At 35.7% G+C, this 17,188-nt stretch carries 13 protein-coding genes and 1 tRNA gene; 3 read left to right on the forward strand and 11 right to left on the reverse strand.

What is annotated here, in order from left to right:
* Nucleotides 1-3: 3 nt before the first annotated feature.
* Together MHI39_RS19245 and MHI39_RS19250 are read right to left on the reverse strand one after the other, a co-directional pair.
* On the reverse strand, nucleotides 4-540 hold the full coding sequence (locus MHI39_RS19245; protein ID WP_342539980.1) for a MauE/DoxX family redox-associated membrane protein: 537 nt from the start codon (nucleotides 538-540) through the stop codon (nucleotides 4-6).
* Nucleotides 537-2,333 carry an ABC transporter ATP-binding protein gene (locus tag MHI39_RS19250; RefSeq protein ID WP_342539981.1) on the reverse strand — a complete coding sequence of 599 codons (1,797 nt, stop codon included), beginning with the start codon at nucleotides 2,331-2,333 and terminating at the stop codon, nucleotides 537-539. Before MHI39_RS19250 ends, MHI39_RS19245 begins: the two co-directional genes overlap by 4 nt.
* A gap of 193 nt (nucleotides 2,334-2,526) precedes the next feature.
* Here MHI39_RS19250 and MHI39_RS19255 point away from each other — a divergent pair.
* The 3 genes from MHI39_RS19255 to MHI39_RS19265 all read left to right on the forward strand — a co-directional run bounded on the left by MHI39_RS19255 (nucleotide 2,527) and on the right by MHI39_RS19265 (nucleotide 5,196).
* Nucleotides 2,527-3,655 (forward strand): IS3 family transposase gene (locus tag MHI39_RS19255; RefSeq protein WP_152984831.1). Its coding sequence is split into 2 segments (ribosomal slippage): nucleotides 2,527-2,790 and nucleotides 2,792-3,655, totalling 1,128 coding nucleotides; the frame shifts between segments, so codons are not numbered across the junction.
* Between the two features lie 621 nt (nucleotides 3,656-4,276).
* Nucleotides 4,277-4,471 (forward strand): hypothetical protein, encoded by a 195-nt coding sequence (locus MHI39_RS19260; protein WP_342539982.1) that lies wholly within the window; start codon nucleotides 4,277-4,279, stop codon nucleotides 4,469-4,471.
* A 194-nt stretch (nucleotides 4,472-4,665) separates the two neighbouring features.
* Nucleotides 4,666-5,196, forward strand: a complete 531-nt coding sequence (locus MHI39_RS19265; protein WP_342539983.1) for a redoxin domain-containing protein — start codon at nucleotides 4,666-4,668, stop codon at nucleotides 5,194-5,196.
* A gap of 438 nt (nucleotides 5,197-5,634) precedes the next feature.
* Here the strand turns inward: MHI39_RS19265 and yhbH are convergent, their stop codons facing one another.
* The 9 genes from yhbH to MHI39_RS19310 form a co-directional block, all read right to left on the reverse strand.
* A complete protein-coding gene (yhbH, locus tag MHI39_RS19270) occupies nucleotides 5,635-6,804 on the reverse strand; it encodes a sporulation protein YhbH (protein ID WP_058003381.1) in 1,170 nt (389 codons plus the stop codon).
* 464 nt (nucleotides 6,805-7,268) lie between these two features.
* A complete protein-coding gene (locus tag MHI39_RS19275) occupies nucleotides 7,269-8,765 on the reverse strand; it encodes a sodium:solute symporter family protein (RefSeq protein WP_078109746.1) in 1,497 nt (498 codons plus the stop codon).
* A gap of 96 nt (nucleotides 8,766-8,861) precedes the next feature.
* Nucleotides 8,862-9,608 carry a 3-oxoacyl-ACP reductase family protein gene (locus tag MHI39_RS19280; protein ID WP_342539984.1) on the reverse strand — a complete coding sequence of 249 codons (747 nt, stop codon included), beginning with the start codon at nucleotides 9,606-9,608 and terminating at the stop codon, nucleotides 8,862-8,864.
* A gap of 101 nt (nucleotides 9,609-9,709) precedes the next feature.
* On the reverse strand, nucleotides 9,710-11,434 hold the full coding sequence (locus tag MHI39_RS19285; protein ID WP_342539985.1) for a methyl-accepting chemotaxis protein: 1,725 nt from the start codon (nucleotides 11,432-11,434) through the stop codon (nucleotides 9,710-9,712).
* A gap of 231 nt (nucleotides 11,435-11,665) precedes the next feature.
* Nucleotides 11,666-13,561: a PrkA family serine protein kinase gene (locus tag MHI39_RS19290; protein ID WP_058003378.1), complete on the reverse strand. Its 1,896-nt coding sequence runs from the start codon at nucleotides 13,559-13,561 to the stop codon at nucleotides 11,666-11,668.
* A 361-nt stretch (nucleotides 13,562-13,922) separates the two neighbouring features.
* Nucleotides 13,923-14,396, reverse strand: coding sequence for a tRNA (uridine(34)/cytosine(34)/5-carboxymethylaminomethyluridine(34)-2'-O)-methyltransferase TrmL (trmL, locus tag MHI39_RS19295; RefSeq protein WP_058003377.1), 474 nt, complete (start codon nucleotides 14,394-14,396; stop codon nucleotides 13,923-13,925).
* A 60-nt stretch (nucleotides 14,397-14,456) separates the two neighbouring features.
* Nucleotides 14,457-15,332 (reverse strand): amidase domain-containing protein, encoded by an 876-nt coding sequence (locus tag MHI39_RS19300; protein WP_342539986.1) that lies wholly within the window; start codon nucleotides 15,330-15,332, stop codon nucleotides 14,457-14,459.
* Between the two features lie 502 nt (nucleotides 15,333-15,834).
* Nucleotides 15,835-16,974 carry a tRNA epoxyqueuosine(34) reductase QueG gene (gene queG, locus MHI39_RS19305; protein WP_071976746.1) on the reverse strand — a complete coding sequence of 380 codons (1,140 nt, stop codon included), beginning with the start codon at nucleotides 16,972-16,974 and terminating at the stop codon, nucleotides 15,835-15,837.
* Between the two features lie 96 nt (nucleotides 16,975-17,070).
* Nucleotides 17,071-17,144, reverse strand: a tRNA-Gly gene (locus MHI39_RS19310).
* Nucleotides 17,145-17,188: the final 44 nt, after the last annotated feature.

Here is a 17,188-nt window from a genome sequence, read left to right on the forward strand (position 1 = left end):
CTATCATTCAATCACTTTATATATTCTCTTTGAATGAACTACAAACAATCTAGTTTCCTTTATTATTGCAATAAATATCAGTACATTAACTGAACATAGACTAAAAAACAGTTTGAAAAAGAAGTTAATGATTAATGGTGAATCATTAAAAAAAGGAATAAATGCAAAACCTATAATAAACATATTTCTTATCACTATTCCGTAATTTAGCTCTTGATTCTCTAAAAAGCTTCCACAACCACAATTTATCTCCGTATTCCCCCGGATCAGATTGATGACAACGGCAGAAGTATAAATTAATATAATTACAGTTAAGAGCGAAACACTAAATATATTTACTGAAAAAAAGTAAAATAAAATGGCAATCATTAATTCCGAAACAACCATTAAAAACAAAAAATAAGTGATGAAACGTTTAGGTAAGAGTTTATATTGAAAAATGGATATTTTGTGTTTATTCCAGTTTTTTATTTTATCAAATGCCGTTGTTATAAATAGGAATGCTAGAGTGACTTGAATCATGTAGACTATGTAACTCACAAAACCAAACCTTCCTTCTCATAAAGTTGTGATTGCGATGTGTACATTTCGTAATACTGCCCTCTATAACTTAATAAATCTGAATGACTGCCACGCTCAATAATTTCTCCGTTTTTCATAACAAGAATTTCGTCGGCCAAATACGCTGTTCCAAGTCTATGAGTGATAAAAATCATTGATTTATCTGGCGTTTGTTTAAACAATTGCTGTAATATTTCTATTTCAGAGATTGGGTCTAAACTTGAAGTCGGTTCATCCAGAATAATTAGATCTGTTTCCCTAAATAATGATCTTGATAAAGCTAATTTCTGCCATTGGCCTCCTGAGAGTTCAAGTCCTCCATCAAAAAGCCTTCCTAATATAGTTTCATACTGTTTTGGAAATTTTTCCACTTTCGAATGAATACCTGTCCGAATAGCTGCCAATTGAATTTCTTCAGCATTCTCGATGTTATTTATATTTCCAAATCCTATATTCTCCTTTACAGTAAAATTGTATTTTTCATAATCCTGAAAAAGGACAGAGATTTTTTTATGAAATGAGTTTTTATTAATCTGATTCATATCCATTCCATTTATCGAAATCATTCCCGTACTTACTTCATATAATCCTGAAATACATTTAGTTAATGTTGTTTTTCCAGAACCATTTTCACCGATAATGGCAATTTTCTTTCCCAATGGAATATCTATAGAAATATTTTGAATAGCAGGTTTCAATTCATCTGGATAAGTAAAAGCTAAATCTCTTATTTGAATGGCTTCAATATGATTAATGACTGATCCATGATGACCTTCATTCATCTCCTCCATTTCCATAAACTCTCGATACTCTTCAATAAACAAACTACTCTCATAGATTTTTGCTATATTTCTTGAGATATTACTTAAAGATTCTTGAATATTTTGCACGGCTTGTAAAACGGATACAAAACTTCCAACAAGTAATTTCCCTGAAGAGATTAGGAGCAGTACTAGTAATCCTGATAATGCATAGGTAGTGATTAATAAAAATTGCGCGATAAAAGTGAAAATCCCCTGTTTTTTCAGCAGAGAAAGTTCATTTTTTGCAAATAACTGATAATTCTCCTCCCATTTGCTAATAAGATATTTCCCAGTTCCAAATAATTTAATTTCCTTGAGTGAATCACGGTTATTTAGCAAACCTGCGATATAAGATTCAAGTCTTCCAAAGGGAGTTAAAAATTTTGCCAGTTCAAATCTTTTATTGCCATAACTCATCTCAATAAAAAAAAGAGGAAGAATACCAACAAAAAGAATGAGTATGAATGCCCAGTGCTGTGCGATTAAAAAAAATAGGATCGAAGACACTGTAATTAAGTCTCTTATAAAACTTGATGATTCTTCTACAACATTCAAGACACTGGATTGATTACTACTCAATCTTTGAATTTTGTTATAAGTTGCAGGTTTTTCAAAGTTAATAAAGGAAATTTGATTAATTTTTTCAAAAATAGATATATTGATAATTTTTCCAATTACTATAGTTACTTTTTTTTCATTGATGATTGATAAATATTGTAAAAAATAGGAAAAAAGAATAATACCAATTTGTAAGGAAAATAAGAAAATTACACGGCTATATGAACTCTCTTTTGAAAAAAGTCCAACTACTTCATTAATCAATTTTTGAGTTAAATAGATAAGTGTAACAGGTATTAATCCTGTAATTACTTTAATAAATGCCATAAAAAATAAATATGACTTATTATTTACCCAGACTAATTTGTATGAAAATCCAATCCCCTTAAACAGTCCAAGAAAAATTTGCAAACTATTATTTCCCCCTCTTAATATTCTGTATATTTACATTATTTAGAATAAACAATAACATAGTAATTGTTAATTGTCCAAAAACTAGAAAATAAGTTAATATATTTCTATTTCTAGTATTATGCAAGCCTATGATACTTTATAATGGACCCAAGAAACTAGACACGAAATGAGGAGATGTTAAAGTAGGTTTATGAAAAGAAATCGATACACACCAGAGTTTAAAGCTCAAATCGTGCTAGAGGTCCTAAAGGAAGAAAAGACCATGAATGAAATCGCTTCATCTCATGGAATTCACGTCAATCAAATTAGACAATGGAGGAATGCATTTCTTGATCAAATGCCTTCGATCTTCGCTAAAGAAAATAAAAAAGCGGATCAAATGAAGGCGGAATATGAAAATCAAATTGAAAACCTCTACGCTGAGGTTGGCCGTTTAACCACGCAATTGTCGTGGCTTAAAAAAAAATCTGGAATCAAGGAGTAGGGCCGAGCGTATTCAAATGATTGATTGGGATGATAAAGAGCTGCCAATCACTACCCAGGCTCAGCTGCTTGGGCTCAATCGTACTAGCTTGTATTATAAGCCAGTCGAGCCTTCTCCTGAGGAAATATTTATCAAGCACAAGATTGATGAAATTTATACCAAGCATCCCTATTTTGGGTCTAGGCGAATTACTGTTGTTCTAAACAACAATGGAATAAATATTAATCGCAAGGCTGTACAACGTCATATGCGGGAAATGGGCATTGCAGGGATTTCTCCCGGCCCTAACCTTAGTAAACGCAATCTTGAGCACCGGATCTATCCGTATCTTCTTAGAAATTTGGCCATTAGCCACCCTAACCACGTCTGGGGAATCGATATTACCTACATTCGCCTCCAACGAGGCTGGATGTATCTTGTAGCTCTGATAGACTGGTATTCTCGCTTTGTCGTTAGCTGGGAGCTAGACCAAACACTAGAGATTGACTTTGTCTTGGAGGCAGTGAAACGGGCTCTGTCGGTAGGACAGCCAGAGATCTTAAATAGTGATCAGGGTAGCCATTTTACCAGTCCCCAATATACCGGATTACTGCTGGATAAGGACATCCGAATTAGCATGGACGGCAAAGGAAGAGCCCTTGATAATATTGTTACAGAGAGGTTATGGAGAACGATTAAATATGAGGAGGTTTACTTAAAAGATTACGAGAGTCCAAGAGAAGCAAGGAAAGAGATTAACAATTTTATCCACTTCTATAACTATGAACGCCCTCACCAATCGATTGGCTATAAACCCCCCGCCTCCGTTTATGGCCTCGGAGTGATTCATCCATAAGGGATGATACTTCTCAGGGAAGAACCTGTCAAGGGTATGGCTAGCCCTCGCTCCGCTCGCCCTTGACAGAACCTCCCCTGAGAAGGAAAAATAGAGTAGGATGAATCACTCGCAAAAAAATGTGCACCTACCACCCCCCTAGCCCCAGTGAGCACCTCTAGCTCCTATAAAGCAGATATCCATAATGGATTCTGACCCACCTTAAAAAATTTAAATTAGTGTCTTGACGAAGGGGTCCACTTTACTTCTTCAGATACTCCTATGAATCATCAGAAAATTTTTCTAGATTATTTCTTCAATTATCTTAATCACACTTCTAGAATGATCACTTCATACGCAAATGAAAACATTGAAAAAGCGTCTTTAATTAAAAAAATCTCTAACATAAATCTTTCCAACTACTACACTTAGTTTTCACTAAATAAAATCCTAACTTCAACTGCTTATGGAAGACGGTAGAAAATTTATAAACCCTGATTCTTTTCTTAATTGAAAAGATCCTAAATCACACTTAAAGACACCAATGACATAAAAAAATACACTTCTTTCAAGATTAGAAGTGCAATGTAAAATTTGATCAACTATCCATTGATCTCCAATAATTCTATATGAGGTGATCTTATGTCAAAATTTTTTTCAAAATTAATGGGAACTTCCGCCTATCCAATTTGCTCAAGCACTATTAAAAGAACATTTTGTTACCTAAATATTAATCAATGTGCAGAGGCACCTGCTACGGGTTATAAATATGTCGATTCCCGAACGGGTGAAGATTGTAGTCCTACTTACTTTGCAAACTGTCAATGTAGACCGTAATCGTTCTTTTTCCTAATAACATAGTTAATATCAAACATTAAATGGATCAATGGATAGTTGAATAAATTTTATATACCATTTTCAGTTGTGATCTATACTATTGATTACTTCGAAAACTTTTATATTTGTTCTCATCATAAGAATCCTTTTACATAGGATCATCATTTATAACACTTGAAGCTGGAGGTATCATTTTGATTTCTTTCATGTTGATTAGCTTAATCCTTTTATCAATCATTATGTTCATCATTTGCTTTGTCATGTTATATCCCAAGAAAGCCAAAGAAAAGATGATACAAAAAGAAGATTCTCATGAAAACACTTTTGAGAACTCATTAATTATTGCACCAAACTTTAAACTACCCTCTATCAATCAAAAAAGTTATACATTAACCGATATTTTAGACAATGGAATAACGCTTGCCTTTATCGATTCACAATGTGGTTATTGTGAGTCCTATTTAGAAGAATTTTTGATTGAAATGAAAGGACTAAACCAAAATTTTGCTGTAATTTGTGGTGAAAGTGATAAGAACCAGTTAAACAAAATCATAGATTTGTATAATGAGAATTTTGTAGTTTTACAGGGTAACGCCGAGCTATTTGAAACGTTCGAGATTTCGTTTTTACCATCTTTTATTTATATAGATAAAAATCGAAAAATACTATTAAGAACGCCTATCCCGCTTCAAATGAAAACGTTTCTAACTAGATCAGTAGTATAATGTGAAATTTACTCAACTATCCATTGGGTAACCAAATTTTTATATGAGGTGATTTCATGTCCAAGCTATTTTCAAAATTGATGGGTATTTCTCCAGCATATGTAATATGTTCATCAACTATTAAAAGAACATTTTGTTATCTTAATATTAATAAATGTGCGGAAGCACCTGCAACGGGTTATAAATATGTGGATTCCCGAACAGGGGAAGATTGTAGTGGCACTACCTTTGTAAATTGTCAATGTAGACCATAACATACATTTACATCTAAAAAAGTAGCTAAAATACCCAATGGATAGTTGAATAAATTCTATATTTACTTGTTACGTGCATGGCAAACATAAACGATTACCTACATGAAATTAGCGTGATAATTTTATGTTCATTATAACAGGCAATAAAACAACTCCCCAATTTGCATTGGAGAGCAGTTGAAAATTAACTAAAAACCTTTTCCTCTTGTTCCTTCGTAAAAAAGCTCTTCATCGCATGAAATACGTCTGATTTTTGCTTTAGAATATAATAACGGAATTTTTCATTCTTAATATTTTTATAGGCGGTCATTAATGTTGAGTGGCGGTTGTATTGATTCACCTCACCGTAGCCGAACATATTCGAAACCTTCATTAGCTCTTCAACTAGTTTGATACAGCGTGGATTATCAGAGGTTAAGTTATCACCGTCTGAAAAGTGGAACGGATAAATATTGTAGCGGGATGGTTCATATTTTTCTTCAATGAGACTTATGGCTTTCCGATAGGCAGATGAACAAATAGTACCTCCACTTTCACCTTTGGAGAAAAAGTCTTCTTCGGATACTACTTTAGCTTCCGTGTGATGGGCAATAAATTCGATATCGACGGTCTCATACTTCGTACGTAAAAAGCGCGTCATCCAGAAAAAGAAGCTGCGAGTCATGTATTTTTCCCATACTCCCATCGATCCGCTCGTATCCATCATTGCAAGGACAACGGCCTTTGATTCTGGTTTTTGAATTTCATTCCATGTTCTAAATTTTAGATCCTCTTGATAAATCGGGTGGAAACTAGGTTTTCCGCTTATTGCATTCCTCTTGAAGGCTGTCATCATCGTTCGTTTTTTATCGATATTTCCCATTAATCCTGTTTTTCGTACATCATTAAATTCAATATCCTCAATCGTATTTAAATCCTGCTCTTTCCTTTGAAGGTTTGGCAATTCTAATTGCTTAAATAATGCTTCCTCCAATTCCATTAATGATACTTCAGCTTCATAATAGTCATCCCCTGGCTGATCTCCTGCGCCATCGCCTTTTCCGGGTCCCTTTTGTGGCGCGCCATCGCGTGCAACAACGTCACCCACCTTACTTTCGCCATCACCCTGGCCGACATGTTTATTCTTATCATAATTATAACGGATTTTGTATTCATCCAATGATCGGATCGGAATTTTGACCACATCACGGCCATCTGACATAATGATGCTTTCTTCGGTTATCAGATCGGGTAAGTTATTACGAATGGCTTCCTGGACTTTTTCTTGATGCCGTTTTTGATCATCATGTCCTTTTCGGTGGAGGGACCAATCTTCACTTGAAATAACAAACTGTTGGTGTTCTGACTCAGTCATCTCTTTTCCCCTCCTGCAATTTTTTTAAATCATGCACCAAATTCATTTTCCCTACATACAATATGTTGGCTGTGTGTAGAAATAGAGAGATAAATTTGGATTACTCTATACTATGCAAAAAATCGAAATTATTTACAATAAAATAATCAGAATAATGGAAACACCTAAAACATTGGACAAGCCTTTTTCATCCATTTCCTTTACTCATCGGCCATGCACTAGCTAAATTTTTTTTGATTTTTTAAAGGCTTTTGTCAAAGCTCTACTGCTGACTTTTCCATTTAAAGGGGTCAACGATCCTATAAAGTTTGCATCTCAGTTGAATCAAAGAGCTTGTCGGTTTTAACCTATTTTTAGTGAAAACATGAACAAAATTTGAGCAAAAAGCTTAAAAGAAGACCCCTAAGAAAAACTGTTATCTTAGGGGTCTTGTCAATCATGCTATTCTATTTTTATCGGTCTACCTATCCAGCAATATGCGCTTCTTGCTCGGTTACCTCTCCATCATCTCGAGACTTGTCGCGTTCAATACGATGCATTTCTACAACGTCCTTCGTAGGTGGAATGATCAAGCTTACAATCGCAATCGTAATACCTGAAATTACGACACCAGAAAAGCCTGGCATTTTCCAAAGATCTGATAGTAATCCAAGGAATCCTTCTGAATGACTCTCAGGTCCAGGTACACCGAAAATAGATGTCAGAACATAGTAGATGAGACCTACTAAAATACTTGTCCAAACCGCTGGTGTACTTACTCTTTTGGTGAATGGCCCAAGCACGATTGGCCAGAATATCGTAACAAAAACAATATCCCATGCTAAATAGGCTAAATCAATAACCTTTTGAAAGCCTAATGCTAATGTTAACCCAAGCAAAGAGCTTAAAACGATGGCTCCTCTAGAGAAGCGCAATAATGTTTTTGGATTTGGGTTTTTATTAATAAAGTCCAAATAAATATTTTTCGTTATAATTCCTGAAGTAGCTACGTAGCACGCCGCCAGCGTAGACATCCCCATTGCAGCCATAGCCGTCAAAAATATGGCAGATACGACTGGAGGGAAATAGCCTTCCGCAAATGCAAGCATCAGCATTTCAGGATTATCACTATGTGGAAAAACATGACGGAACGCTTCACCAAGCATTCCAGGGATCCAACTAATGAGTACAACAACGATTCCTGCAATAATCATACTTTTATAAGCAATTCGCGGATTTTTTGCCGCCGCCACCCGTTGCCCTAAATCTGCAGCCGGAATATCTCCTAATGCTAGTACTAAATAAAGGGACCAGAAACCAGCGCCGCCTTTTTGGAATAATTCATTTACATTCCACCAATCAGGGTTAAATGTAAAATTATCATATTGGAAAAAGACTACGATTGCGATCCCAAGTATTCCAACAATCGCAAAAAAGCCTTGAACAATTTCTGTATAGGCAACCGCCCATAGTCCACCAATAACTGAATAAAGAACTGTTAAAAAGACAAATATGAGTGCAGCTGGTAAAAAATCAATAGAAAAAATGGATTGGATGATATAGGTTCCGCCAACTGTTAATGCACCAGCATTAAAAAAACCAAATGCTACTGACATAACGATCCCAGTAAAGGCGCCTAATTTTTTGCTGTTATAACGTAATCCATAATAATCCGCAATTGTCCAGCCTTTAAGACGTCTTAATGGCTTTGTCCATATTAAGGCGCCAAGAATCATACATGTACCAAGTCCTGCCATCGTCGCTGTACCTTCAAAACCACCTGTAGTATAACCAGATCCTACTGCAGCAAAAAAGAATGGAGCCGCAAGCAGGGCCGCTATTAAGCTTCCTGTTACAACAAACATCGGCATACTCCAGCCTGCTACAATTAAATCTTCTGCCGTTTTAATTCTTTGATAGCCTTTAAATCCTATATAGTAAATAAAGATTAAATATAATAGAAAAACAATGATATTTATCATACATAAACTCCTAATTATTTTAATAGCCGAAAGGGGATCTATATGAAAGAATTTAGGCTCCCTTTTATAGACACCCTTCCATTCTAACCATGTAGATTATCCGTTCATGACGATTCCGCCATTGGGACTAATGATTTGCCCAGTATAGAAATTTGCATCTTCACTCGCTAAAAACAACACACTTTTCGCGATTTCTTCTGGTTGGGCTAGACGTTTTAATGGATATTTTGATGCTTCCTCTTCAGGATAATTGTCACCAAAATCTTTTAATATGTCCGTCCATGTTCCACTTGGAGCAACAGCATTGACAAGAATGTCAGGAGCTAGCTCTCTCGCTAACGCTTTTGTAAAAGCATTAATTCCGCCTTTTGCCGCGGAGTAATGAACAAATTCTTCACATCCTAGGCTTCCTAAGTCAGAGGAAATATTAATGATCTTCCCTGAATTTTTCTTCTTCATACGTTGAGCTGCCGCCCTTGCATTATGGAAATATCCATATAAATGAACTTTAATCATTCGATCCCATTGCCCATCTGTCATTTCTGTAAAAGGAACGCCTTCTGCAATTCCGGCATTATTTACTAAAATGTCGATCGACCCAAGCTTTTCATCAAAAAATCGGAACATTTCTTCCACCTTATCAGATGATGATACATCTGCCTCAAAAACAAATGCTTTTCCACCATAGCTCTCAGCTTCCTGTTGTACCTGTATAGCATTTGCCGCATCATTAAAGTGATTAATGAGTACATTTGCCCCGTTTTTTGCCATCTCAAGAGCAATCGCTCTCCCGATCCCTTTACTCGATCCTGTTATAAGGACATTCTTTCCCTGTAATCTCACTGCTAACTCCCCTTTTTACTAGGCTCTTTTCTAAAATTGTTGCTTATTTAGGTAAAGCTTTCAAAGATACTAAAACTGCCTTTTACTAAAGCTAAACTTCCTTATAGTTTAAAACTGCTAACTAACTGCTGAAGTTCCTCTGCTTTTTCGCTTAGTGAATGAGTGGCTCTACTGATTTCTTCAATAGAGGCTGCTTGTTCTTCACTGGATATTGAAACATTTCCTAAATTATCAGCTGAGGTAACTGTATATTCTTTTAGCTGTTCTACAGATGCAGATACTTCTTCTGTTGTCGCCGAAACTTGTTCAGATGCTGCGGAAACCTCTTGTATTTGACTCGCTACATTTCTAGTCGATGTCAAAATTTCTTCGAAGGAATTTCCTGCTTCTTTCGTCAATTCAATTCCGTATTGAACATCTTCTTTTCCTTGTTCCATAACCGAAATCGAGCTTTCCGTATCCTTCTGTATTTCATTGATTAGCTCATGAATTTGTTGAGCAGATTGTGCTGATTGCTCTGCTAGCTTCCGAACCTCTTCAGCAACTACAGCAAATCCTCTACCATGTTCACCTGCACGAGCTGCTTCGATTGCTGCATTCAATGCAAGTAAATTCGTTTGATCGGCAATCTCAGTAATGATATTAACGATGCTACCAATCTCACCTGAACTTACACCAAGCTGTTTAATTGCATGAGAAAGATGAGTGACAGAATTATTGATTTTCTCCATTTGATCGACTACATTTTTGATTGCTTTATTTCCTTCTTCAGCTTGCTGTAATGTCTCCTGTGAAACCTCAGACACAACAGATGAAGATTGGGCAATTTTATAAATGCCATCGGACGATTCCGTCATTGCCTGTGCACTTTCTTCCATAATCAGTAAGGTATTATTTGTACTACTCACGACATCCTTAATTTCATCTGAAACTTTTTTTGAGAAATGATACCCTTCTGATGCAGTTGCAGAGAGCTCCTCAGATGATGCAGCAAGATGTTCCGAAGTCAATTTAATATTATGAATAAGGTTTCTTAAACTATCGATCATCGATTGAATCGAATTCGAAAGAACACCGATTTCATCTTTTCGATTTAAGTCTAGATTACTGTCAGAAAGATTTCCTTCTGCTACGTTATTTGCCACTGAAATAACTTTATCAAGCGGTTTTAATAATTTGCGGATAGAGAAGTAAATAACGATGATAAGTATGATAATTCCGATGATCGCAATAGCAATTTCTTTAATCAGTGATTTTTGAATAATATTATTAATATAATCGGCTGAATAATCTACGCCCAACACAGCAATTGGATTATTATTTTCATCAACAATTGGTGTAAAAACCGTTTCCCAAGTACCGAATGGATCATCAAAGATTTTCGTCACAACCGGTTGATTGGTTTCCATTGCTTTTGTTGCTGCTTTCAAATGAATATCTGCTAAATCAGTGAAATTTTCGCCTGCTTTATAAATTTCATCCAGATTTTTTGTAAAAGCAATTGGAACCACACTGTCACCATTCATTTTCCAAATATAGCTCCAGCTCATAACCCCTTGTTTTTCCATAATGTCATCAAGTTTTTCTTGCGTTTTCTTAAAAATTTCGTCACTTCCACTACTATTTGTAGTTAAATACTGGATATCCTCACGATCGATAGAATTTGTCGTCAAAATCCCAACACTTTTAAGCTCCTTTTTTAAGTCATTTTTTAATTGAGTGGATAGCTCAAGAATATTCAATGTCGTTGTTATCGCAAACATAATTAAAACGATCACGGAGATGAACAATGACATTTTTCCTTTTAGTGAAAATTTCCTAAACAAATTTACTCCCCCCTATTTAATTAATCTAAAGATTTTATCAAGTACACTCTCTATATCGACAAAATTCGCTATTGTTTTCCAACAATCTTTCAATTTTTCCAAGAAAATTGCTTCCAAAAAATATTTTTAAGACTTTAGTCCTATGCAAAAGGGATTATTTTCAATTCACCATCATCCATTTACCCAAATAAAATCCCCCTCTACAAGGAGGGGGAAGATGTTTAAATTGGATTATCGATTTAACAAGCTACCAACATATCGTAATAGCTCATTTGCTGATGTCGAATTATAGCCATGTTCATCAATAAGACGAGCAACCACTTCATTAATCTTTTTCAATTGCTGTTCATCTGGAGTTTTCGAGGATGTCGTAATTTTAACTACATCCTTTAAATCGGCAAAAAGTTTCTTTTGAATGGCTTCACGTAGGCGATCATGTGAATTATAGTCAAAGCGTCTTCCTTTACGGGCATATGCTGAAATACGGATAAGAATTTCTTCGCGAAAGGCCTTTTTAGCATTTTCAGAAATCCCAATTTGTTCTTCAATTGATCTCATCAGCTTTTCATCTGGGTTTATTTCTTCGCCTGTTAAAGGATCATGAAGCTTCGCTTTATTACAATAAGCTTCGACATTATCTAAATAATTATCCATTAATGTTTTGGCAGACTCTTCATAGGAATAGACAAATGCTTTTTGTACTTCTTTTTTGGCAATCTCATCATATTCCTTTCTTGCCAAGGAAATAAAGTTTAAATATTTTTCTTTCAGTTCAGAAGTAATAGATGGGTGCTGATCTAGGCCCTCTTTTAATGACCGAAGAACATCCAGCGCATTGATAGAAGATACTTCCTTCCTAATGATCGTTGAAGATATGCGATTAATGACATATCTTGGATCAATTCCACTCATACCTTCTTCCTGAAATTCTTTTTTCAATTCATCGATATCGGCAGAATTAAATCCTTCCACACTTTCTCCATCATATAATCTCATTTTCTTAATTAGATCGATGTCCCCTCTTTTTGGTTCCTTTAACCGAGTGAGGATCGAGAACATCGCCGCAATTTTCAATGTATGAGGAGCAATATGAACCTCTGCCACATCACTTTCATTGATCATCTTTTCATAGATTTTTTCTTCTTGGGAAACTTTTAAGTTATACGGAACAGGCATTACAATGATCCGTGAATGTAGCGCCTCGTTTTTCTTATTTGATATAAATGAACGATACTCCGTTTCGTTCGTATGTGCGACGATTAGTTCATCCGCACTAATCAATGCAAACCTTCCAGCTTTAAAATTTCCTTCCTGTGTCAGGGAAAGTAAATGCCAAAGGAATTTTTCATCGCATTTTAGCATTTCTTGGAATTCCATCAAACCACGGTTCGCTTTATTTAATTCACCATCGAATCGATAGGCACGTGGGTCAGATTCCGAACCATATTCAGCAATCGTTGAAAAATCAATACTTCCAGTTAAATCAGCGATATCCTGTGATTTCGGATCAGATGGGCTGAATGTTCCAATTCCTACGCGGCGATCTTCAGAGAAAAAGATTCGTTGAACGATGACATCTTCTATTCGTCCACCGTATTCTTCCTCAAGCCTCAACATGTTTAATGGCGAAAGATTCCCTTCGACACGTATACCATATTCTTTGTAAAAATCATCGCGTAAATGATTAGGGATCAGATGTAAAGGATCCTCATGCATTGGACAGCCTTTTATCGCATAAATCGCTCCATTTTCAGTACGTGTATATGCCTCGAGACCTCTTTTTAACATCGTCACTAAAGTTGATTTCCCGCCACTAACAGGACCCATTAATAATAAAACACGCTTACGGACATCTAAGCGTTTGGCTGAAGGGTGAAAGTATTCTTCAACTAATTTTTCAAGGGCTGCCTCCAAACCGAATAGTTGATTACTAAAAAACTGATATTTTTTCTTCCCATCTACTTCTTCTATTCCTGCATCTTTTATCATATTGTAAACACGGGAATGTGCCGACTGTGCAACCCAAGGCTTCTCTTTCAATAATTCCAAATATTCTCCAAAAGTACCTTCCCAACGAAGCTTTTCCTCTTCTTCTCGGTAATGTTCTAGTTTTTTTAAAATATCCATGAGTACCTCCCCTTGTCACTTGTTGAAGGACGATTAATATACTTTATGCTCAAACCTTTTGGAACATGATATAAAAACAAGAAATGCATTCCTGGGAAAATATGAATTCGATGATTTACCATTAGTTGTTCATGAAAAACAAATGAGGGATGTTCACATAAAATATAAATTGGGCTATAATAAAAATTAGTACTGCAATAATTTTGAAGGAGGCTTACATAACTATGGGAACTTGGGTTATTATAGCTGTTTCAATTGCATTTTTAGCAGCTATTTTTACTGCTGGATATGATGATAAGCCAGGAACAAATAAATAATTGAAGCCAAATAAAAAAATCTTCCTGTTTGGAAGATTTTTTTATTATTTTAAATGAGGATAGCCTTGTTGTCTTAATGCCTCATACACTAAGATGGCAGCAGTATTCGATAGATTTAATGAACGAACATTATCATTCATTGGAATTCGTAAAAAATGATCCTTATTATTAACTAGCAAATCCTTTGGCAAACCCGTCGTTTCCTTACCGAACATAAAATAATATTCTTTATTCACATCACTATAATCAAAAGCAGAATGTGGTTTCTCGCCAAAGGTTTCAATGTAGAAGAATTCCCCATTTTCATTTTTACTAAAAAACTCATCCAATGAGTCATAATAAGTAATATTTACATGATGCCAGTAATCAAGACCGGCACGTTTAAGCATTTTATCATCTGTTGAAAAACCAAGAGGTTTGATTAAATGTAGTTTCGTATCCGTTGCTGCGCATGTTCGCGCAATATTCCCTGTATTTGCTGGGATTTCTGGTTGATAAAGTACGACATGTATTGCCACGATTGTTTCACCTCATTATTGAACTATAACCTTATCCATTATAGCATAAGTTCCTTTTGATTAAGGATTATCTACAATGGTAAAAAATTTATATTGAATATTTGGTGTGTACGCTGTGGAATCCTCATATGCCCAGTAGCGCATCCGACTATTCGAAGTATGTGCATTTACGAGAGGCATGCCCAAAGCGTCTTTCCCGGTTACAATGGTATTATGATCAAAACGGCCATCTCCCTGGAAGTCGTAACAAATCACGTCCCCAAGCATTAATTCATGTGGAGATCCGACTTCTCTTGCCTGTAAACCAGCTGTCGAAGAAGCTAGATAGATTCGTAAGGAATTAGCAACGCTCCAGCTATAGCTCCAATTATTACTCCTCATCCACCAGCCTTTGCTTTTATTCGGATATCCACGCATCGGTGCACCTCCTGCATGAAGACATTGAGAAATATAATTCGTACAGTCCACTTCAAATTTTTTGTATGCAGGATTATATGAATTCCACCATTTTTCGGCATATTGAACGGCTTTCAAACGATCATATCGGTAGGAAATCCTTGGCATATCATCATTTTCCTCTAATTCAGCTTCTATCTGTCGCTGGTTCAAAATGATGTCTTCCTGATTTAACTCTCGGCTTTCATATAGTTTATCCTTATAAAAAGAGGCCAGGTGATGTTCCAGCTTCTCCTCCATATACATCTTGTCTTTCTGTTTAATTAAATATTGCATGTGAACATCATAATGGACATACGTGTGATCATCTTCCTGTTTTCTATCCGTTATCGTTGTATTTGCCATAACCTTTACAATTTCTGCATTCCTATTTTGAAACGATTCGATCTTTTTTATTATGTGTTCATTTTCATGGTCCTTTTTACTTTTCACATAGGCTTCAACCTGCCATTTTACGTGCGCCTTGATTTGATCCTTCATTTGCTTCCCTCCTCTAATTAATACATATGAAAGAGGAGCCTTTTCAAAACAAAAAAAGCAAAGTATAGTTATACTATATAATTCCATTTTCTTGAAGTAACATGATAAAAATAGAAAATAAATTGAAATATAATGTTAGTTTTAAAAAATTCCCACTTAAAAAGGGGGCTTTTTATGAAATTCAAATTAATGGTATGGATTTTACTTCTTCCAATATTCTTGTTTTCCCTTGGAATTTTCTTTTTTGAAGTAGCAATTTATTCTACTTTACCGCCAGACCTAGGTGGAACGAGTTTTTGGGTGGTGTTCAAGAATGTTTGGTATCGCTCCGTATCGTTTTATACTACGCTTGTGATCTTGTTTCTTTTGTTGTTTTTTAGTTTTTTAAAAAAGCGAGGATAAGCATCTAATATTGTTTAACAAAAAAACGCTTGGAGTTGGTACTGCCCCTTTAAAGTTAATTTTAGGGGTAATACCTTTCCAAGCGTTTTTATATTTATTGTTATACTTCGCCTTTTGTTTTGCGTATTGCTTTTTCAATTTCATTTAAAACATCCGGGTCTGTTTCTTTTTCATTTGAATGCTCTAATGCCATAGAAGCATCTTCTCCACCAATTTTCCCCAATGCCCATGCGGCTGTGCCACGTATAACAGGACGAGGATCCTCATTTAGCACCTGAATAAGTTCTGGAACCGAGGATTGTTCTTTAAAATGGGCTAATGCAATAATGGCATTTCTTTGAATCGGCTTTTTCCCTCTCCATGAGCCAGACATTTCCCCAAAATTATCCTTAAATTCACGATTACTAATCGTTAATAATGGGGTTAATCTTGGTTTGGCTAACTCAGGATCAGGCTCCATCTCTTCATGGAAATGAAAATCCATTCCTTTATTTTTAGGGCATATTGTCTGACAGGTATCACATCCATAGATACGATTACCTAATTTATCGCGAAATTCTTCTTCAAGAAATCCCTTCGTTTGTGTTAAAAAGGCGATGCAGCGCTGCGCATTCAGTTGTCCTCCTTGGACTAAAGCACCTGTTGGACAGACATCAATACATTTATTACAGGATCCACACTGATCTTCCATCGGTTCATCTGGCTCAAATGGTAGATTGGTGATCATTTCTCCCAAGTACACATAGGAACCAAACTCCGGTGTAATAATGGAGCAATTTTTCCCGCTCCAGCCGATCCCTGCTCTTTGTGCTACTGCACGATCAACTAATTCACCCGTATCAACCATTGATTTAAATCTGGCCTCTGGTACCTTCTCCAAAATAAATTCCTCTAATTGCTTCAACTTTTCTCGTAAAATGGTATGATAATCGACGCCCCAAGACGCTCGACAAAAAATGCCTCGTCTGTCCCCTTTTTTCCCTTGTGGTGACTCAGACATCTTTGAAGGATAAGCAAGAGCAATCGCAATAATTGATTTTGGTTGATCAAAAATCAAGGAAGGATTTACACGTTTTTCAATATCTTTTTCTTCAAATCCCGATTGATACCCGAGCTCCTGTTGTCGAATTAATCGATTTTTCATTTCAGTAAAGGTGTCCGCAGTGGTAAAACCTATTTTATCAATCCCAATCACCTTACTATAGGAAATGATTTCTTGCTTCAGCTGAGAGATATTCATGTACGCTCCTCCTTCCTTTGTAGTAAACAAATAAAAAAACGCAATACCCCGTTCTTCTTGGAAAACGAAACACTGCGTTATTCAAAATATTATGTATGGAGCGGGTGATGGGAATCGAACCCACGACAACAGCTTGGAAGGCTGTAGTTTTACCACTAAACTACACCCGCAATATGAAATATATTTTATATCTCTAATCGACTTTTTTATTATA

It is taken from the genome of Heyndrickxia sp. FSL K6-6286, from assembly GCF_038630395.1.
GTDB classification, from domain to species: domain Bacteria; phylum Bacillota; class Bacilli; order Bacillales; family Bacillaceae_C; genus Heyndrickxia; species Heyndrickxia oleronia.